General features: G+C 67.1%; 16 protein-coding genes, 1 pseudogene and 1 riboswitch. Of the genes and pseudogenes, 11 read left to right on the top strand and 6 right to left on the bottom strand.

The features are described 5' to 3' along the window. From QZ609_RS13375 to QZ609_RS13355, 5 genes and pseudogenes are all read left to right on the top strand, one after another. A pseudogene (locus QZ609_RS13375) lies at positions 1-175 on the top strand (transcriptional regulator); the annotation flags it as partial. Between the two features lies 1 nt (position 176). Next, on the top strand, positions 177-1,673 hold the full coding sequence (locus QZ609_RS13370; protein ID WP_295495437.1) for an amidohydrolase family protein: 1,497 nt from the start codon (positions 177-179) through the stop codon (positions 1,671-1,673). Positions 1,674-1,704: 31 nt separating this feature from the next. Beyond that, positions 1,705-2,091 carry a RidA family protein gene (locus tag QZ609_RS13365; RefSeq protein WP_295495434.1) on the top strand — a complete coding sequence of 129 codons (387 nt, stop codon included), beginning with the start codon at positions 1,705-1,707 and terminating at the stop codon, positions 2,089-2,091. A gap of 97 nt (positions 2,092-2,188) precedes the next feature. Further along, complete coding sequence (locus QZ609_RS13360; RefSeq protein WP_295495431.1) at positions 2,189-3,541, top strand: gluconate:H+ symporter; 1,353 nt, start codon at positions 2,189-2,191, stop codon at positions 3,539-3,541. Positions 3,542-3,575: 34 nt separating this feature from the next. Next, positions 3,576-4,202, top strand: a complete 627-nt coding sequence (locus QZ609_RS13355) for a bifunctional 4-hydroxy-2-oxoglutarate aldolase/2-dehydro-3-deoxy-phosphogluconate aldolase (RefSeq protein WP_295495428.1) — start codon at positions 3,576-3,578, stop codon at positions 4,200-4,202. A gap of 28 nt (positions 4,203-4,230) precedes the next feature. Here the strand turns inward: QZ609_RS13355 and ribB are convergent, their stop codons facing one another. Both ribB and QZ609_RS13345 read right to left on the bottom strand, forming a co-directional pair. Continuing rightward, positions 4,231-4,956 (bottom strand): 3,4-dihydroxy-2-butanone-4-phosphate synthase, encoded by a 726-nt coding sequence (gene ribB / locus QZ609_RS13350; RefSeq protein WP_295495426.1) that lies wholly within the window; start codon positions 4,954-4,956, stop codon positions 4,231-4,233. A gap of 127 nt (positions 4,957-5,083) precedes the next feature. After that, positions 5,084-5,248, bottom strand: a riboswitch (FMN riboswitch). Positions 5,249-5,349: 101 nt separating this feature from the next. Next, positions 5,350-6,582, bottom strand: a complete 1,233-nt coding sequence (locus QZ609_RS13345) for a Zn-dependent hydrolase (RefSeq protein ID WP_295495424.1) — start codon at positions 6,580-6,582, stop codon at positions 5,350-5,352. 371 nt (positions 6,583-6,953) lie between these two features. Between QZ609_RS13345 and QZ609_RS13340 the strand changes: the two genes are divergently transcribed. Genes QZ609_RS13340 through QZ609_RS13330 form a run of 3 tightly spaced genes read left to right on the top strand, consistent with a single transcriptional unit; the run spans position 6,954 to position 10,033 of the window. Continuing rightward, the gene (locus QZ609_RS13340) at positions 6,954-8,279 is read left to right on the top strand and encodes an MFS transporter (protein WP_295495421.1); all 1,326 of its coding nucleotides are present in this window, start codon (positions 6,954-6,956) and stop codon (positions 8,277-8,279) included. A gap of 23 nt (positions 8,280-8,302) precedes the next feature. Beyond that, positions 8,303-9,103, top strand: a complete 801-nt coding sequence (locus tag QZ609_RS13335) for a class II aldolase/adducin family protein (protein WP_295495419.1) — start codon at positions 8,303-8,305, stop codon at positions 9,101-9,103. 3 nt (positions 9,104-9,106) lie between these two features. Continuing rightward, the gene (locus tag QZ609_RS13330; protein WP_295495416.1) at positions 9,107-10,033 is read left to right on the top strand and encodes a glyoxylate/hydroxypyruvate reductase A; all 927 of its coding nucleotides are present in this window, start codon (positions 9,107-9,109) and stop codon (positions 10,031-10,033) included. Here the strand turns inward: QZ609_RS13330 and QZ609_RS13325 are convergent. Further along, on the bottom strand, positions 10,027-10,989 hold the full coding sequence (locus QZ609_RS13325; protein ID WP_295495413.1) for a LysR family transcriptional regulator: 963 nt from the start codon (positions 10,987-10,989) through the stop codon (positions 10,027-10,029). The two genes, QZ609_RS13330 and QZ609_RS13325, sit on opposite strands and share 7 nt — an antisense overlap. A 137-nt stretch (positions 10,990-11,126) precedes the next feature. On the opposite strand from QZ609_RS13325, the gene QZ609_RS13320 reads away from it, so the two are divergent. Continuing rightward, on the top strand, positions 11,127-12,836 hold the full coding sequence (locus QZ609_RS13320; protein WP_295495410.1) for a glycosyltransferase family 39 protein: 1,710 nt from the start codon (positions 11,127-11,129) through the stop codon (positions 12,834-12,836). 72 nt (positions 12,837-12,908) lie between these two features. On the opposite strand, the gene QZ609_RS13315 is transcribed toward QZ609_RS13320, so the two are convergent. The 3 genes from QZ609_RS13315 to QZ609_RS13305 all read right to left on the bottom strand — a co-directional run bounded on the left by QZ609_RS13315 (position 12,909) and on the right by QZ609_RS13305 (position 15,435). Then, positions 12,909-13,322, bottom strand: coding sequence for a DUF333 domain-containing protein (locus tag QZ609_RS13315; RefSeq protein ID WP_295495407.1), 414 nt, complete (start codon positions 13,320-13,322; stop codon positions 12,909-12,911). 108 nt (positions 13,323-13,430) lie between these two features. Next, positions 13,431-14,729 (bottom strand): ATP-binding protein, encoded by a 1,299-nt coding sequence (locus QZ609_RS13310; RefSeq protein WP_295495404.1) that lies wholly within the window; start codon positions 14,727-14,729, stop codon positions 13,431-13,433. Further along, complete coding sequence (locus tag QZ609_RS13305) at positions 14,701-15,435, bottom strand: response regulator (protein ID WP_295495401.1); 735 nt, start codon at positions 15,433-15,435, stop codon at positions 14,701-14,703. The genes QZ609_RS13310 and QZ609_RS13305 overlap by 29 nt, the downstream gene beginning before the upstream one ends. A 271-nt stretch (positions 15,436-15,706) precedes the next feature. On the opposite strand from QZ609_RS13305, the gene QZ609_RS13300 reads away from it, so the two are divergent. After that, positions 15,707-17,068: an MdtA/MuxA family multidrug efflux RND transporter periplasmic adaptor subunit gene (locus tag QZ609_RS13300; protein WP_295495399.1), complete on the top strand. Its 1,362-nt coding sequence runs from the start codon at positions 15,707-15,709 to the stop codon at positions 17,066-17,068. 48 nt (positions 17,069-17,116) lie between these two features. Next, on the top strand, positions 17,117-19,877 hold a 2,761-nt coding region (locus QZ609_RS13295; protein WP_295495395.1), incomplete at its 3' end, for an efflux RND transporter permease subunit.

Below are 19,877 nucleotides of genomic sequence, written 5' to 3'. Positions count from 1 at the left end.
CGATTTCATCTTCAAGCCATCGTCATCGCGCTACGCCATGATGATGATGATCGACCTGCTGGCGACCGAGGTCGCGCTGCAGCAAGCCGATCGCAGCAAAGAACTCTTACGGCGCATCAAGTACGTACTCGACGCGCATCGCGGCGGCGGCAACCGCCAGCCGCTAGGGGATTGATATGGAGCAGTTCGACACCGTCATCCGCCAGGTCCGCATCGTCGACGGCAGCGGCCACGAACCCGAGGCCACGCTGTTCGACGTGGCCATCACCGATGGGCGCATCGCCGCCATTGCCACGTCGGATTCCACCGCATGGCTGGGGGACGAGGAGATCGCCGGCGAGGGCCGCGTGCTGGCTCCCGGCTTCATCGACGTGCACACGCACGACGACACCAACGTCATCCGCACGCCCGACATGCTGTGCAAGGTGTCGCAGGGCATCACCACGGTCATCGTCGGCAACTGCGGCATCAGCGCGTCGCCGGCCACGCTCAAGGGCGAGCCGCCGGACCCGATGAACCTGCTGGGGCCCGCCAGCGCGTTCAGCTATCCGACCTTCGCGTCGTACGTGCAGGCCGTGGAGCGCGCGCAACCGGCCGTGAACGTGGCCGCGCTGATCGGCCATACGGCGCTGCGCAACAACCACCTCGACCGGCTCGACCGCCCCGCCACCGCCGCAGAAGTCGAAGGCATGCGCGCACAGCTGCGCGAGGCGCTCGACCACGGCGCGCTGGGCCTGTCCACCGGCCTGGCCTATGCCAACGCCTTCGCCTCCACCACCGAAGAGGTGATGGGCCTGGCCGAGCCGCTGGCCGAGGCCGGCGCCATCTACACCACGCACCTGCGCACCGAGTTCGCCGCCATCCTCGACGCGATGGACGAGGCCTACCGCGTCGGCAAGCATGCGCGCGTGCCCATCGTGATCTCGCACCTGAAATGCGCGGGCGCCGCCAACTGGGGCCGCGCGGGCGAGGTGCTGGAGTCGATCGAAGGCGCGCAGCGCTACCAGCCGGTCGGCTGCGACTGCTATCCGTACACCGCCAGCTCGTCCACGCTGGACCTGAAGCAGGTCACAGACGAATTCGACATCTTCATCACGTGGTCGGAGCCGCATCCGGGCATGGCCGGGCAGACGCTCAAGGAGATCGCCGCGGCCTGGGGCACCGACCTGATGGACGCTGCGCGCCGCCTGCAGCCGGCGGGCGCGGTGTACCACAACATGTCGGCGCAGGATCTGGACCGCATCATCACGCACCCCGCCACGGTGATCGGCTCGGATGGTTTGCCGAATGATCCGAAGCCGCATCCGCGCCTGTGGGGCGCCTTCCCGCGCGTGCTCGGCTACTACAGCCGGGAGCGCAAGCTGCTCAGCCTGTCCGCCGCCATCCGCAAGATGACCGGGCAATCCGCCGAGCGCTTCGGCCTGACCGAACGCGGTCTGGTGCGCGAAGGCTTCTGGGCCGACCTCGTGCTGTTCGACCCGGAAACGGTGCGCGACGTCGCCACCTTCACCGATCCGCAGCAGCCGGCAGCGGGCATTACGGCGGTGTGGGTCAATGGCCATCTGTCCTACCGCGGCGGCGCCGGGCAGCCCGCTGTGAAGACACCCGGCGCCGGGCGCTTCCTCAAGCGCGGGCCGCGTGCGCAGGCGGCCGCCACTCCTGAGCTTCACTGAATCACTGAATTCGTTTCAAAGGAACACAGCAATGACGATTACCCGAATTGGCGTCGAAGGCGGCACCGGCACCGGTGGCCAGCATCTTCCCTTTGCCCGCGCGGCCGGCGCGGATGGCTGGCTGTTCGTCTCGGGCCAGACGCCGATGGTGAACGGCGAGGTGGTCGGCCACGGCATCGTCGAGCAATCGCACCAGACCATCAAGAACCTGCTGGCCATCCTGGCCGAGGCCGGCTACGGCTCCGAGCACGTCGTGCGCTGCGGCGTGTGGCTGGATGACCCACGCGACTTCCAGTCGTTCAACAAGGTCTTCAAGGAGTACTTCGGCGCCAACCCGCCGGCCCGCGCCTGCGTAGTGTCGAGCATGGTGATCGACTGCAAGGTCGAGGTCGATTGCGTGGCATATAAAAAGCCGTAACCCGAGAAGCCCTAACCCGCATTCCAAGACAGGCGCCCTGCACGACGGGGCGCTTACGACAACAAGAGCCGTGAACATTCCCTGAGGAGGAAACCCGATGGTCCCGATGCAAGGCAACTCGCTATTGCTAACCGCCGCGCTGGCGGTGGTCGCGCTGATCTACCTGATTGCCGTCCAGAAACTGAACCCGTTTGTCACGCTGATCGTCGTCTCGCTCGCGCTGGGCGTGATCGTCGGCATGCCGATGGGCAACATCGTCAAGGCGTTCGAGACCGGTGTGGGTGGCACGCTCGGCCACATTGCGCTGGTGGTGGGCCTGGGGACGATGCTCGGCAAGATGATGGCGGAATCCGGAGGGGCCGAACGCATCGCCAAGACGCTCATCCACGCCTTTGGCGAGAAGAACGCGCACTGGGCGATGATGGTGGTGGCCTTCATCGTCGGCCTGCCGGTGTTCTTCGAGGTGGGCTTCGTGCTGCTGATCCCGATCGCCTTCAACGTGGCCAAGCGCACCGGCACGCCGATCCTGATGGTCGGCCTGCCGATGGTGGCGGGCCTGTCAGTGGTGCACGGCCTGATCCCGCCGCACCCTGCCGCGCTGCTGGCCGTGACGGCCTACCACGCGGACATCGGCAAAACTATCCTGTACGCGCTGATCGTCGGCCTGCCGACCGCCATCCTGGCCGGTCCGCTCTGGGCGATGCTGGTCTCGCGCGTCGTCAAGCCGGACGAGAACAACCCGCTGGCAGCGCAGTTCGTTGAAGCCGACCAGACGCGCGAACTGCCGGGCTTTGGCGTGACGCTGTTCACGATCCTGTTGCCGGTGGTGCTGATGCTGATTGGTAGCTGGGCCGATCTGTTCACCACGCCCAAGTCGCTGCTCAACGACATCCTCAAACTGGCCGGCAACTCGGTGATGGCCCTGCTGATCGCCGCGCTCGTGAGCTTCTACACCTTCGGCAAGCGCCGCGGCTTCAGCCGCGACGCCATCCTCAAGTTCACCAACGAGTGCCTGGCGCCGATCGCCACCATCACGCTGGTGGTGGGCGCGGGCGGCGGCTTCGGCCAGATCCTGCGTGACTCGGGTGTGTCGAAGGCCATCGTGGGCGTTGCTACCGATGCGAGCCTGTCGCCGCTGCTGCTGGGCTGGGTGGTGGCGGTGATGATCCGCATCGCCACCGGTTCGGCCACCGTGGCCATGACCACCGCCTGTGGCATCGTCGCCCCGATCGCCGCCGCCTCGGGCGCCGCCGTCAAGCCGGAGCTGATGGTGCTCGCCACCGGCGCCGGTTCGCTGATCCTGTCGCACGTGAACGACGGCGGCTTCTGGCTGGTGAAGGAATACTTCAACCTGACCGTGCCGCAGACGTTCAAGACGTGGACGGTGCTGGAAACCATCATCTCGGTCGTGGCGCTGCTGCTGACGCTGGCGCTGTCGACAGTAGTTTGAAGTCTTTCTCGTGTAGCTGATCTAGGAGAACGTTGTGGGTATCGATTCCGTCGTCCAGGCCGGCCCGGTCATCCCGGTGCTGCAGTTCCAATCCGTCGATGAAGGCGTCAACGTGTGCCGCGCGCTGTACGAAGGCGGCATCCGCACGTTCGAGATCACGATGCGCACGCCGGTGGCGCTGGATGTGATCCGCGCCGTGGCGAACGACCTGGGCGGCGATGCCATCGTCGGCGCGGGCACGCTGTCGAAGCCGGAGCACTTTAAGCAGGCCAAGGACGCCGGCGCGGTGTTCGCCGTGTCGCCAGGCATCACGCCGACGCTGGCCGCTGCGCAGGCCAAGTCGGGCCTGGACTGGCTGCCGGGCATCGCCACGCCGTCGGAGCTGATCCTGGCGCTGGAGTTCGGCCTGACCACTCTGAAGTTCTTCCCGGCCGAGGCGGCCGGCGGCATCCCGATGCTCAAGTCGATCCACGGCCCGTTCGGCGACGTGCGCTTCTGCCCAACCGGTGGCATCACGCCCCAGAGCGCGCCCGACTACCTCGCGCTGCCCAACGTCGTGTGCGTGGGCGGCTCGTGGATGGTGCCCAAGGACAAGATCGCCGCAGGTGACTGGGCAGCCATCACGGCGCTCGCCAAGGAAGCGGCCGCGCTCAAGCGCTAACCCTACTCTCGCGCGGCCGGCTTTTGCCTCAAGCGAAGCTGACCGCGCGCTCCATCTGCTCCCGATATTGGACGATGTCTTCGATGGTCAGCACCGGCAGGTTGTGCTGATCAGCGAAGCGCACCGCGTCGTCACGGCGCGCCATGGTGCCGTCGGGCAGCATCAGTTCACACAGCACCGCTGCCGGCGGCAGGCCCGCCAAGCGGGCCAGGTCCACCGAGCCTTCGGTATGACCGCGCCGTGCGAGCACCCCACCCTCCTTCGCCACCAACGGGAACACATGCCCCGGGCTGACGACCGATTGCGTGTCAGCATCCGGCGCAATCGCCGCGCGGATGGTCGTGATGCGGTCGGCCGCCGATACGCCGGTGCTCACGCCCGTACGCGCCTCGATCGACACGGTGAAGGCCGTGCCGTACTGGCTGCGGTTGTTCTCGACCATCGGGCGCAGGCCGAGCGAGGCGGATTTCTCCGCCGTCAGGCACAGGCAGACAATGCCGCTGCACTCGCGGATCAGCATGGCCATGCCGGGGAGCGTGAGCTTGTCGGCGGCGATGATGAGATCGGCTTCGTTCTCGCGGTCGGCATCGTCGAGCACAACGACCGGCACGCCAAACCTCACCGCATCGAGCGCGGCAGCCATGCGCGTGGCCATGTCGGCCGGATCGAAGCGGGCCTCGATTGCATCAGGCATCGCCTTGCCGGATGGCAGTGCGGGCGGGTGAATTGCAGGGGATTGCTGAGTGGACAACATGGAAACGCTCCTCGCTGAAATGGGCGACAAGACGTTCCAGGGCAAGCAGACAAACACGCCCAAGCCATGCAGCGGCGCAACCCAGCGCAAAGCTGAGCGCGCCCCAGCGGCGGGAGCGTGTTGTTCCGCACATCTTCTTCCATCCGGACTCTGACCGTCGGCCCCGGCATCTCACCGGATCTGCTGACCTTTGCATGCAGGCGCATGCGAAGCGCTCGCGGGCTCGCGGACCGCATTGACGCGAGGTCCGCCTACCGCCGGTGGGGAATTCCACCCCGCCCTGAAGACGTACTGAACCGGCAGGATTGCCGGCAGGCGACATCGTACCGCAACCCGTTGCAATGCATCGACCCTACTGACGGGTCGGGCAAAGCGTTGGAAGCGATGTCGTCCTTACTTGGCGCGCGCCAGCATGGCGTGCAGTAGCACATCGGCGCCGCGCGTCACGTCTTCGGGCAACGCGTCTTCGGCCTCGTTGTGGCTCAGGCCGTTGACGCACGGGATGAAGATCATCGCCGTCGGGCCATGCTTGGCGATATGGATGGCGTCGTGCCCGGCACCGCTGACGATGCGCTGGTGCGGGTAGTCGAGCGCGGCCACCGCGTCGGCCACCGCCTTCACGCACGCTGCATCGAACGGCGTGGCTGGGCTCACCCAGTGTTGGTCGATCTGCACCGTCAGGCCACGGCGCGCGGCGATCTCGGCGAAGCGAGTGCGCAACGCGGCTTCCATCTTGGCGATGAACGCGTCCTCGTGGTGACGCAAGTCGACCGTGAAGGTCAGATCCGCGGCGATGGTGTTGCGCGCGGCGTTGCGGATGCCGATCTCGCCGACCGTCACCAGGCCATGCGGCGCAAAGCCATCGACCAGCGTTTCCAGCCAGGTCGCCATCTCAGCCGCGGCGAACAGCGCGTCGCGGCGAAAGCGCATCGGCGTGGTGCCGGCATGCGCGGCCTGCCCCTCCACGCGCACGTCGAGCCAGCGGATCGCCTGCCCGCCCGTGACGACGCCGATCGGCACGCCGTTCTCTTCCAGGATCGGGCCTTGCTCGATATGCGCCTCGAAGTAGGCGTCGAACGGCGCGCCGGGGATGGCACGCTCGCCTGCATAACCGGTGGCAGCCAACGCATCGGCCACGGAGATGCCCTGCGCATCCCGCGCGCCCAGCGCCTGCTCCAGCGGCATCACGCCCGCGAATGCGGCGGAGCCCAGCATGGCCGGCGTGAAGCGTGCGCCTTCCTCATTGGTCCAGACGACGATCTCGATCGGCTTGTCGGTCTCGATGCCCGCATCGTTGAGCGTGCGCACGACTTCCAGCGCGGCGAGCACGCCGTAGACGCCATCGAAGCGGCCGCCCTCGGGCTGTGTATCGAGGTGGCTACCGCTGGCGACCGGTCGGGCTTCAGCGGACTTGCCGGCGCGGCGCGCGAACAGGTTGCCAACGCGGTCCGTGTTGAGCGTCATGCCTGCCTCTTCGCACCAGCGCGCAAACAAGGCGCGGCCCGCCGCATCCTCTTCCGTGAGCGCCAGGCGCCGCACGCCGCCCTTGGGCGTGCCGCCCACCGCCGCCATCTCCATCAGGCTCGACCACAGCCGCGCCCCGTTGACCTTCAACATTGCAGACATCCCTGTACATGCACGCCGACCCGCTCGGCGCATCCAGGCGTCTTTATCTGGCAGCGGCCGAAGACGCGTCAAATTGCGAATGTTTATCCGGCATATAAATCACACAAATACTGCTGGCGTGAAGCGTGCATGCGACCAGCAAAGCGTTTGCCCCTGCACCGCAATGAAGCTGCCAATGCGCCCCACGCCCAAGCACAGGGCATAAGCCCGGCTAATACGGGGAATCAAAAATGCGAATTTGCCGGCATGGGTGCCGGTGCGCCTAAATGGCGACGTCGGCTGACAACCGGCACCCCGCCACCACGGCACAGACCGGCGCACGAACGCCGGCGGCGCGGCGGCGGGCCACGCCCAATAGAGGAGGACGCCCCATGTCAACGCAACACGCTGCCCCCACCGCGGTCACGCACCAGCCGGTGCGCGCGGCCACCGCCGCCTTCATCGGCACCGCCGTCGAGTTCTACGACTACTACACCTACGCCACCGCCGCCGCGCTCGTGCTGGGCGAGGTGTTCTTCCCGAGCAGCAACCACTTCCTGAGCACGATGGCGTCGTTCGCGACGTTCTTTGTCGGCTTCATTGCGCGGCCGTTGTCTGGCGCGGTGTTCGGCCACCTGGGCGACCGCATCGGCCGCAAGAAGATGCTGCTGGTGACGATGTTCCTGATGGGCATCGCCACCACCGGCATTGGCCTGCTGCCGGGGTACGCGACCATCGGCATCTGGGCGCCCGTCCTGCTGGTGCTGCTGCGCATCCTGCAGGGCATTGCGGTGGGCGGCGAGTGGGGCGGCGCGGTGCTGATGGCCAGCGAGCATGCCCCCAAGGCCAAGCGCATCTTCTTCGCCTCGTTCCCGCAGATGGGCAGCCCGGCGGGGTTGATCCTGTCGCTGCTGTCGTTCCGGCTGGTGTCGTCGCTCGACCACGAGAGCTTCGTCACCTGGGGCTGGCGCCTGCCGTTCCTGGCGAGCTTCGTGCTGCTGCTGGTGGGCGTGGTGATCCGCCTGGGCGTGAAGGAATCGCCCGAGTTCGAGCGCATGCAGAAGAACAACGAGGTGCTGAAAAACCCGGTGGGCGAGGTGCTGCGCACGGCGTGGCGCCCGATCGTGCTGGCGGCCATGGCCACCACCATTGGCTCGGCCGGCTTCTTCTTCACCAACACCTTCATGATCTCGTACGTGACCACGTACCTGAGCATGTCGAAGGCGCTGATCCTCGATTGCCTGTTCGTCGTGACGATCCTGCAGCTGCTGTCGCAACCGGTGTCGGCGCTGCTGGCGCAACGCTATGGCGACACGCGCTTCCTGACGTGGGCGGCGGCCATCTCGATGCTCACGCCGTATCCGATGTTCCTGCTGGTGAGCACGCAGAACCCGGTGGCGATGGTGGCGGGCATCACGCTGGCGGTGGTCACGCTGTCGGCCGTGTACGCCGTCATCGCTGGCTTCATGACGCCGGCCTTCCCGACCCGCGTGCGCTACTCCGGCATCTCGATCGCCTACCAGCTCTGCACCATGATCGCCGGCGGCACCACGCCGCTGATCGGCACGCTGCTGGCCGAGCGCTACAAGGGCGAATGGCTGCCGCTGGCGCTGTTCTTTACCTTGCTGTCGGCCATCTCGCTCGTCGGCATCGTGGGCCTGGGCCGTTACCGCGACGGCAAGCGGCCCGAGGAATCCGCCGCGCTGGCTACGAACTGATGTCTTCTCCCACACGCGCTCCCATGGAAGCCCAAACTGTTTCGCTGCACACGCGCCGCCCGGCGGCGTTCTCCGAAGTTGAATGGCAGGTCCGCACCGATCTGGCCGCGCTGTACCGGCTGGTCGACCACTTCCGCATGACGGACATGATCGACACGCACATCACCGCGCGCCTGCCGGACGAGCGCGGCCGCCCGACGTTCCTTATCAACCGCTACGGCGTGTTGTTCGGCGAGATGCGCGCCTCCGACCTCGTCAAGATCGACCTGGACGGCCACGTGATCGACGAGCGCGCCGATGCCGATCCGGAGCACTACGCCGTCAATGCGGCCGGCTTCACGATCCACTCGGCCATCCACGCCGCGCGTGACGACCTGCACTTCGTAGTGCACACGCATACGGCGGCGGGCATCGCCGTCTCGGCCCAGGAGCATGGCCTGCTGCCGATCAGCCAGCACGCACTGAAGTTCTACGGCAAGCTCGCCTATCACGACTACGAGGGCATCGCGCTGGATCTGGGCGAACGCGAACGCCTAGTGCGCGACTTCGGCCCGCACAAGGCGATGATCCTGCGCAACCACGGCCTGCTGGCCGGCGGCGCCACGGCGGCGGATGCATTCCATGAAATCTATTTCCTGGAACGCGCCTGCCAGGCACAGATCCAGGCGCTGGCCGGCGGCACGCCGCTGCGCCTGCCACCCGAGGAAGTCCGTCAACGCACCGCGGCCCAGTTCAATCGCGAAGAGTCGCCCGTGATCGCACGACGTGCATGGCTGGCAGCCCTGCGCCTGATCGACACCGCACGCTCCGACTACCGGAGCTGATGCATGACCACCCTCGCCCTAGTCAGCCGCGACTACGACATGTCGCACCTGGTGCCGTCCATCGTGCGCGCTGCGCCCGAGCTGGAGGTGTGCATGTACGGCGATCCCGCCGCGCAGGACGCGGAAATCGCCGTCTGCTGGAACCCGCCCGCCGGCGCCATCGCCGCCATGCCGCACGTGCGCCTCGTGCACAGCATCGCCGCCGGCGTCGACAACATCCTCGCTGACCCTACCCTGCCCGATGTGCCGCTATGCCGCGTGGTTGACCCACAGCACGCGCGCGGCATGGCGGAGTTCATCACCTGGGGCGTGCTCCACTTCCACCGGCAGATGGACCGCGTGCTCGCCAACCAGCGCAGCGCGACGTGGTTCCGGCCCGAGCAACAGCACCCGTCAACCTACACGGTCGGCGTGATGGGGCTCGGGGAGATCGGTGGGCACGTGGCTAGTGAACTGCACCGGCTCGGCTTCAGCGTGCGCGGCTGGGCGCGACAGGCGCGTGAGCTGCCCGGTATCGGCGTCTACTGCGGTGAGGCTGGCTTGCCGATGTTCCTGCAAGAAGCAGACATTCTGATCTGCTTGCTGCCGTTGACGGAAGCCACGCGCGGCCTGCTGAACGCCGGCACCTTCGCGCGCCTGAAGCCTGGCGCCAAGCTGCTCCACGTCGGTCGCGGCGAGCACCTCGTTGCTACCGATCTGCTGGAAGCACTGCACAGCGGCCAGCTCGGCGGCGCCATCGTCGACGTGTTCCCGAACGAGCCACTGCCGGCGGACGATCCGCTTTGGCGCGCCCCCAACCTGATCGTCACGCCACACATGGCGTCGGTCGCGAGTTCCGACACCATCGGCCTGCAGGTCGCGCAGAACGTGCGCCGCCTGCTGCGCGGCGAGCCCCTCGACAACGTCGTCGACGTCGCGCGCGGTTACTGACCGCTTGCCGTCTCCTCCGGGTAGCGCGCATCGATGAAGCGGTGCAGCGCTTCCAGGAACGCCGCCTCCGCCGCGCTGAATTTACGGTCGGCCGTCCACAGCAGGTGCATGTCGACATCGGCCACGCCGCTTTCGGGCGGCAGGCGCTGCAGACGACCCTGGTCGACATCGTCCTGCGCCACGTGCTCGGGCAGGCAGCCGATGCCGAAGCCCGCCACGATCAACCGCCGCACCTCCCACATGCTCGACGACGAGCCGACCACCGGGCCGGTCAGGCCCATCTCGTCGCGGAAGAACGTGAGCATGGAGAGCGGATCACCGATCTTGTCGCCGGTGAAGGAGACGAACTTCTCGCCCGCCAGATCGGCGATCTGCACATCGGTCTTGCCGAACAGCGGATGGTATTGCCCACAGAACAAGGCGTAGCGCTGGCGCAGGAACAGCCGGTGCGCGATCTTCTTCGGCAGCGCGCGCTTGGGCGACAGGCCCAGCGTGGCGGTGCGCAATTCCAAGCTGCGCACCACATCTGCGCTGCGCATCTCCTGGCATTCGAGTTCGATGCGCGGGTAGTCGCGGTGGAAGCGGCCGAGGAAGGCGTCGTAATCCGGAAAGTCCAACCCGCTGACGATCGCCACGCGCACCAGGCCGGCAATCTCGTGCCCACCGTCGCCGCTGGCCTGCGACAGGCGCGAGATGGTGCCGTAGACCTCCTCGGCGATCTGGCGGACGTCCTCGCCCGCACGGGTGATTTCGATGGGGTTGGCTTGCCGGTCGATCAGTTGCAGGCCGAGCTGGTCTTCGAGCCGCTTGAGCGCTTGGCTCACCGCCGGCTGCGTCAGGTGCAGGCGCGTGGCGGCCCGGCTGATGCTGCGCTCCCGCGCGATGGCGAGGAAGGTGCGCAGCAGGTTCCAGTCGAGGCGGTCGTTCAGGTAAGTGTCGAGCTTGGCCTTGCTCATAGGGTATGGCGGTGGGGGCGATGAGGAATGTCCGGCCGATGCAAGCCACGTGCCGTGCGGGCGGCTAACCGTCTGCTAATCCGGCATGGACTAGAATCCTAGCCTTTCCGACCGTGCCCGCGAAGTTTACCCCCAGCATGGAATCCCGCATTGCTCGCAGTTCCCACCCCGCCCGCCGCCGCTCGCCGTGGATGGCGTTGATCGTCGTCGCGCTTATCGCCGTGTTCCTGGCGCTGTGGACGGACGACCTGTTCCAGCGCTGCACCCTGTTCCGCCCCGATGAAGGCCGCTATGCGGAGATCCCGCGCGAGATGGTGGTCTCGGGCGATTGGGTGACGCCTCGCCTGAACGATCTCAAGTACTTCGAGAAGCCGCCCCTGCAATACTGGACCACGGCCGCCACCTTCCAGGCCTTCGGCATCAGCGCGTGGGGCGCGCGCCTGTGGCCGATCCTGTTTGGCCTCGGCGGCATCCTCATGACGGCGTGGACGCTGGCGGTCTATCGCGGCGGGCGCGCGGCGGCCATGGGCGCGGCCATCCTCGCGTCTTCGCTGCTGTACCTGCTGTTCGGGCAGGTCATCACGCTCGACATGGGGGTGGGCTTCTTCCTGACCGTGGGCGCGTGCGGCTTTGCGCTGGCGCAGCGGCCAGATGCGTCGCGCGGCGGGCGGCTCGCGTGGATGCTGGTGGTCTGGCTGGCACTGGCCGGCGCTACCCTCACCAAGGGGCTGATCGGGCTGGTGCTGCCGGGCCTGATCGGCGTGGCCTACCTGCTGATGACGCGCAACTGGGCGCTGGTCCGCCGCATGCACTGGCTGCCCGGGCTGGCGCTGTACCTGCTCGCCACGGTGCCGTGGTTCGTGGTGGTGCAGCAGCGCAACCCCGAGTTCTTTGATTTTTTCTTCATCCACGAGCATTTCCAGCGCTTCCTGACCAACGAGCATCATCGCAGCGGCAAGTGGTGGTACTTCATTGCCGTGGGCGCGGCCGGGCTGCTGCCGTGGACGCCGCTGCTGTTTGCCGCCATCGGGCGACGCATCGGGCGGGTGGCGGATCTCTTTGTCGGCGCGCGCGAGTTTGACCTGATGCGCTGGTGCATCGCCTGGACGGCGATGATCTTCCTGTTCTTCTCCGTGTCCAGCTCCAAGCTGCCGGGCTACATCGTGCCGGCCTTCCCAGCCATGGCGATCGGCCTGGCGCTGGCGCTCGACAAGCTGTCGACCCGCACGGTGGCGTGGGCGCTTGGCGTGAACCTGCTGATCGCCGTAGGGCTGTGGTTTGCGGTGCCCGTGATCGGCGCCAAGGCCGGCGCCAAGATGCCAGCCGAGCAGGTGGCGCAAGCCGTGCCGGTGCTGCGCGAGGTGATGGCCATGCTCGCCATCGGCACGCTGGCGGCGCTGCTGGCGCTGCGCTGGCAACGGCGCACGCTGGCCATCCTCGTGCTGTCGGTCTCCGCCCTGTTCTGCTGGGACCGCGTACTGAACGCCAGCGAGATCTTCCGCGATGCACTCTCCGCCCGCGACGTCATCGACAAGACCCTGAGCGCCACCGGTCCGATTCCGGCCGAGACGCCGTTCTACTCGGTCGAGTGGCTGGACCAGACCGCTATCTACTACCTCGGGCGGCCGATGACGCTGGTGTCCGGCTTCGATGAACTGGAGATGGGCGCGGGCCTGGAGCCGAACAAGGTCATTGCCAGCACGGATGAGTGGGTCCGCCGCTGGACCGACGGCCCGCCCGCCTACGCGTTCATGCGGCGAGTCACCTGGCAGAAGCTGAGCGCGGCGGGCGTGCCGATGCGGCTGGTGGCAGAGTCCGCCGACAAGGTGGTGGTGGCGCGCCGCTGAGCCGCCTGCCTCGTTGCCACTACCAAAGCAAAGGGCCGCGTCTTGCGGCCCTTTCCCATTGTCCGGAGCGACTTACCACGTGCAACTGCCGCGCAGGAACGACCACTCCTCGCATTCATCCCCGCGGGGGCTCACGCAGATGCCGACTTCGCCGCCGCCCGGCCGGCTCGAAATCTCAAGCTGCCCACCGCGCTGCAGGCAGTAGACCGACGCCGGGTTCGCCATGCCAACCCGAGCCGGGGCAGCGGCGGCCCCCTGGGGCGCGACGTCCGGGGTCGAGGTCTGCGGCGCGGCCGCAGGCGATACGGGCCGTGTCGCTGCGGGCGGTGCGGCATGCGGCGCGGGCTGGATCGTCGTGCGCGGTTGTTGCCACGGCGGCATCGGCGAGGAACAGGCGGCAAGCCCCATGGCCAGCGCCAACGTCGACATCACGGCAGCGAGCCGGCCGTGCCTGGCAAACTCAACGAAACAGACTGCGCGATCCATGCATTTCCTCCCGAAGTGGTCTTTGGTGGAAAGCACGCGGCGTGCGTGCACGGCGCGCCACGCGGCGCACCACGCCTAAGGATAGCCTACGCCGATGCCAGAAGGCGCTCAGGCGGCAGAAGCCGAAACGGGAAAGTGCATCGTCACGCGAAACCCGGGGTTGGCCGCGCTCGATTCGGCTTGCCCGATCTGCAGTTCACCACCCAGGTGGCGCACCAGCCGGTCGACGATGGCCAGCCCCAGGCCGCAATGCGCATTGCCGCCGCGTGCCGGGTCCAGCCGCACGAACGGCCGCATCACGCGGTCGACGGCATCCTGCGGGATGCCCGCGCCGTGGTCTTCCACCAGCAGCGTAAAGCCGCGCTCGTCGGACGCCGTCGCCACGCGCACGGGCTCGGCGCCATAGGCGAAGGCGTTGTCGAGCAGGTTGACAACGATGCGCTCCAGATGCGTGGGCTTGAGGCGGAAGCGCTCGCCGGCGTGCAGCTCCAGCGCGACATGCTTGCCCTGCTCGGCAAACGGCTGCACCAGCCCGCGCAGGTGGCGGTCGACGGTCACGTCGCGGGCTTCGCTGTCACCGCTTTGCGCATAGGCGAGGAACTGCTCGACGATGGACGACATGGATTGAACATCGCGCTCGATGCCGGCGCCGGCCTTGGCGTCCGACAGCATCTCGGCGCGCAGGCGCAGGCGTGACAGCGGCGTCTTCAGGTCGTGCGCGATGCCGGCCAGCATGGTGTTGCGTTCGTCATCGGCGGCCGAGATGTCTGCCGCCATGCGGTTGAACTGGTCGGTCAGCTGGCGCAGCTCGTAGGGGCCGCGCTCCTTGAGCGGCGCCACCTGCCGGCGTCGCGCCAGCGCGCCGGCGGCCGCGGCCAGCGCGCGCACGGGCCGCTGGATCTGCCATGCCGCGAACAGCGAGAACACGATCGCAATGGCCAGCACCACCATCACGCCCGGCACCACGGCGCTGACGCTGGGCGGCGCGTGCACCCACAGCAGCGGCATGGCCAGCCATTTCTCGCGATGGGGCAACAGCACGAACACGCGCGGCGTGGGGCCCGACTCCAGACGCACCTGCGTACCCGCCGGCAGCCGGCGCTGGAGCTGGCGGGCCAGTTCGGCGGACTTGTCCGACGGCGGCTGCGTGTCGGCGGCGGGCGGCGCCGCGGTCTCCGTCACGAGATCGGGCAGCGTCACGTGCAGGCGGCCGTCCACCACGGCCTGGAAAGCCTGCAGCTGAAAGGCCATCTGGTCGACCGAGGCCTGGTACTGCCGCTCGCGCCGCTCCGCGCGCAGGATGCCGAGCCACGAGAAATGGCTGAGCACCAGCACCACGACAATCAGCAGGGCCAGGCGCCCGAACAGCGTGTCGAACTTAAAGCGTGCCATGCGTTTGAACTTCATCGCGCTCGTCCGGAACAAAGGTGTAGCCGCGGCCGCGCACGGTCTGGATATAGCGTGGGCGCTGCGCGTCTTCATCGAGCACGCGGCGCAGGCGCCAGATCTGCACGTCGATGCCACGGTCCGACACGCCGCTGCCGGGGCCATACATCAGCTCGACGATGTGCTCGCGCGTGAGCACCTGCATGGCGTGCGTGATGAGCAGCTTGAGCAGCGCGAACTCGGTGTCGCTGATGGACAGTGCGCGATCTCCACGGAACAGCGTGCGCATGCGGAAGTTGAGCCGGAACGGGCCGAAGGCGAAGCTGTCGCGGTCTTCCGGGGCAGCGGGGGCGACCGCCAGGCGACGGCGCAGCACCGCATTGATGCGCGCCAGCAACTCACGCGGCGAGAACGGCTTGCCGAGGTAGTCGTCCGCGCCGATCTCCAGGCCGATGATGCGATCGATCTCGTCGCTGCGCGCGGTGAGCAGGATGACGGGCACGTCATCGTTGCGGGCACGTAAATCGCGTAGGGCAGATAATCCGTCCACCTTCGGCATCATCAAATCGAGCACCACCAGCGCCGGGCGCTCACGCTCCAGGCGTGCGGCGAGTCCGTCACCGTCGTGCATGACGGAAACGGCAAAGCCCTGTTGGCTCAGGTATTCGCGCAGCAGGTCGCGCAATTCGACGTCGTCATCGACGACCAGGATCTTGGTGCCGCTCATGTCATGCCAGGCTTGAACTTCACAATGTCCAGCAATGATAGCGAGAGTCGGCACCATGAAGACCGCGCATTCTCGCCATATTGTTTCGTGCGGTAACAGCACAGCCGCTTTGTAATCTGCCGTAATACAACCGGCAGCGCGACTAATTCTGCGCAAAGACGATGCCAGTAAGCTCCCGTCTAACTCACGGACGAGGCACGTCTGGCGCGCACGCACGCCCCGGTATGATGTGCGCTCGTCCTCATATTTGATTGCTACAGGAACGCTCCACATGTCCGAAGCCATGGACCCGAAATCCGGCCACCACCCCAGTGCTGGACGCAACACGCCGGATACGGTCTCGCAGACCCTGCTGCCCCCGCCCGGCGCCACCGGCAATCGCCGCTGGGTGCTGTGGGTGGTACTGGTCGTGCTGGCACTGATCGGCTACGCGATCTATCACGCAGTGCAGCGCAATGCGACCGTCGCCAAGGGTGGGCCCGGCCGCGGCGGCGCCATGGCCAGCAAGCCGATGCCCGTGATGGTGGCCACGGCAGGCAAGGGCGATATCAATGTGGTGCTGACGGCGCTGGGCAACGTGACGCCGGTCAACAACGTGACGGTCAAATCGCGCGTGGATGGCCAGTTGGTGCGCCTCGCCTTTACCGAGGGCCAGAACGTGAAGGCCGGCGACGTGCTGGCCGAGATCGACCCGCGCACCTACCAGGCCCAGCTAGCCCAGGCCGAAGGCCAGCTCGCGCGCGATACCGCGCTGCTGCAGAACGCGCGCCTGGACCTGCAGCGCTACCAGACGCTGCTGTCGCAGGATTCGATCGCCAAGCAGCAGGTCGATACGCAGGCCGCGCTGGTGCGCCAGTATGAAGGCACGGTCAAGCTCGACCAGGGCAACGCCGACAATGCACGCGTGCAGCTTTCGTACACGCGCATCACCGCGCCGGTGTCGGGCCGCGTCGGCCTGCGCCAGGTGGACCCGGGCAACATCGTCCATGCGTCGGATACCAACGGCATCGTCGTGATCACGCAGATCGACCCGATCACCGTCATCTACGCGATCCCGGAAGACAGCCTGCCCAAGGTCATGCCGCGCTTGCAATCCGGCGACAAGCTGCCGGTGGAAGCCTGGGACCGCGCCCAGACCATGATGCTGGCGCGCGGCACGCTGATGACGGTCGACAACACCATCGACAACACCACCGGCACGGTCAAGCTGCGCGCGCAGTTCGCGAACCAGAACGCGGCGCTGTTCCCCAACCAGTTCGTCAACGTGCGCATGCGCGTCGACACGCTGCATGACGTGGTGATCGTGCCGGGCGCGGGCATCCAGCGCGGCACGCAAGGCACCTTCGTCTATGTGGTGGGCGACGACAGCAAGGTCACGCTGCGCGTGGTCAAGCTGGGCGTGACCGAGGGCGAGCGCACGCAGGTCGCTTCCGGCCTGAACCCGGGTGAGCGCGTCGTCATCGACGGCGCCGACAAGCTGCGCGACGGCGCATCGGTGGAAGTGATCCAGCCCGGCGCCAGCCCGGCCAGCGCACCGGCGGCCGGCCAGGACGGCGTGCAAGGCCAACGCCATCGTCGTGGCCAGGGTGACGCGTCGGCACCGGCGGCCAGCGCTCCTGCTGCCAAGCCGTAAGCCGTGCCACGTGCATTCGCCTGACAAAGTCTTCCGTTCCGAGCTGGCATGAATCCCTCCCGAATCTTCATCCTCCGGCCCGTGGCGACCACCCTGCTGATGGTCGCCATCCTGCTGTCGGGCCTGGTGGCGTACCGGATGCTGCCGCTCTCCGCGCTGCCCGAGGTCGACTACCCGACCATCCAGGTGACGACGCTGTACCCGGGCGCGAGCCCGGACGTGATGACGTCGTCCATCACCGCGCCGCTGGAGCGCCAGTTCGGCCAGATGCCGGGCCTCAAGCAGATGACGTCGTCCAGCTCGGGCGGCGCCTCGGTCATCACGCTGCAGTTTGACCTGTCGCTGTCGCTCGACATTGCCGAGCAGGAAGTGCAGGCGGCCATCAACGCCGCCGGCAACCTGCTGCCGACCGACCTGCCGATGCCGCCGATCTACAGCAAGGTCAACCCGGCCGACGCGCCGATCCTGACGCTGGCGATCACCTCCAAGACGCTGCCGCTGCCCAAGCTGGAGGACATCGTCGATACGCGCATCGCGCAAAAGCTGTCGCAGTTGCCGGGCATCGGCCTGGTGAGCATCAGCGGCGGGCAGCGGCCGGCGGTGCGCATCCAGGCCAATACGTCGGCGCTGGCGGCGCTGGGCCTGTCGATCGACGACATCCGCACCGCCATCGGCACCGCCAACGTGAATGGCGCCAAGGGCAGCTTCGACGGCCCGATGCGCGCGTCCACCATCGACGCCAATGATCAGCTGCGCTCGGCCGCCGAGTACAGCAAGATGATCGTCGCCTACAAGAACGGCGCGCCCATCCGCCTGTCGGACGTGGCGCAGATCGTCGACGGTGCGGAAAACACCAAGCTGGCCGCGTGGTCCAACACCACCCCGGCCATCATCCTGAACGTGCAGCGCCAGCCGGGCGCCAACGTGATCGAGGTGGTCAACCGCGCCAAGGCGCTGCTCCCCGCACTCAAGGACACCCTGCCCGGCAATATCGACGTGGCGGTGCTGACCGACCGCACCACCACCATCCGCGCCTCAGTGGCCGACGTCCAGTTCGAGCTGCTGCTGGCCGTGGCGCTGGTGGTGATGGTGATCTTCCTGTTCCTGCGCAACGTGCCGGCCACCGTCATCCCGGCGGTGGCGGTGCCGCTGTCATTGGTGGGCACCTTTGGCGTGATGTACATGGCCGGGTTCTCGATCAACAACCTGACGCTGATGGCGCTGACGATTGCCACCGGCTTCGTGGTGGACGACGCCATCGTCATGATCGAGAACATCGCCCGCTACATCGAAGACGGCGATCCGCCCATGGAGGCCGCGCTCAAGGGCTCCAAGCAGATCGGCTTCACCATCATCTCGCTGACGTTCTCGCTGATCGCCGTTCTGATCCCGCTGCTGTTCATGGGCGACGTGGTGGGACGGCTGTTCCGCGAGTTCGCCATCACGCTGGCGGTGTCGATCCTGATCTCGGCGGTGGTGTCGCTCACGCTCACACCGATGATGTGTGCGCGGCTGCTCAGGCACATCCCTGAAAACGAACAGACGCGCTTCTACCACGCCGCCGGCCAGTTCTTCGACAACGTGATCGCGCAGTACGGCCGCATGCTGCAGTGGGTGCTGGACCGCCAGAAGACCACGCTGCTGGTGGCCATCGGCACGCTGGTGCTGACCGGGCTGCTGTATGTGTATGTGCCGAAGGGCTTCTTCCCGGTGCAGGACACGGGGGTGATCCAGGGCATTTCCGATGCGTCGCAGTCGATCTCGTTCTCGGCCATGGCCGAGCGCCAGCAGAAGCTGGCCGAGGTGGTGCTGAAAGACCCGGCGGTGGAGAGCCTGTCGTCGTTCATCGGCGTGGATGGCGTGAACACCACGCTCAACAGCGGCCGCCTGCTGATCAACCTGAAACCGAAGGACGAGCGCGACGCCGATGCCACCGAGATCATCCAACGCCTGCAGCCCGAGCTGGCCAAGGTGGCGGGCATCTCGCTGTTCATGCAGCCGGTACAGGACCTGACCATCGAAGACCGCGTCAGCCGCACGCAGTACCAGTTCACGGTGGAAGACCCGGACCCGAACAACCTGTCGAAATGGGTGCCGAAGCTGGTCGAGCGCCTGCAGCAGACCAACGAACTGCGCGACGTGGCAAGCGACCTGCAGGACAACGGCCTGCGCGCGTATGTGCAGGTGGACCGTGACAAGGCAGCGGTGTATGGCATCACCATGGCCGCAGTCGACAGCGCGCTGTACAGCGCCTATGGCCAGCGCCTGATCTCGACCATCTTCACGCAGTCGAACCAGTACCGCGTGGTGCTGGAAACCGACCCGCAGATGCAGTCGGGCCCTCACTCGCTGTACGACCTGCACGTGGCCTCCACCAGCGGCCAGCAAGTCCCGCTGGGCGCCTTCGCCACCGTGGTCGAGCAGCCGGGCTCGCTGGTGGTCAACCACCAGGGCCAGTTCCCGTCGGCCACCATCTCGTTCAACCTGGCGCGCGGCGCCTCGCTGGGCGCGGCGGTCAACACCATTGAAGCGGCGGAGCAGGAGATCGGCCTGCCCGCCAGCATGCAGACCAGCTTCCAGGGCGCGGCGCTGGCCTTCCGCGCGTCGCTGGACAACGAGCTGTGGCTGATCCTGGCGGCCATCATCACGATGTACATCGTGCTGGGCGTGCTGTACGAGAGCACCATCCACCCGGTGACGATCCTGTCGACACTGCCGTCGGCCGGCGTGGGCGCGCTGCTGTCGCTGCTGATCTCGGGCAAGGACATGGGCATCATCGCCATCATCGGGATCATCCTGCTGATCGGTA

The sequence above is a fragment of the uncultured Ralstonia sp. genome, from assembly GCA_913056305.1.
Classification (GTDB): domain Bacteria; phylum Pseudomonadota; class Gammaproteobacteria; order Burkholderiales; family Burkholderiaceae; genus Ralstonia.
The sequence above is the reverse complement of the archived record's forward strand: the minus strand, read 5'-3'. Positions and strand labels throughout refer to the sequence as shown.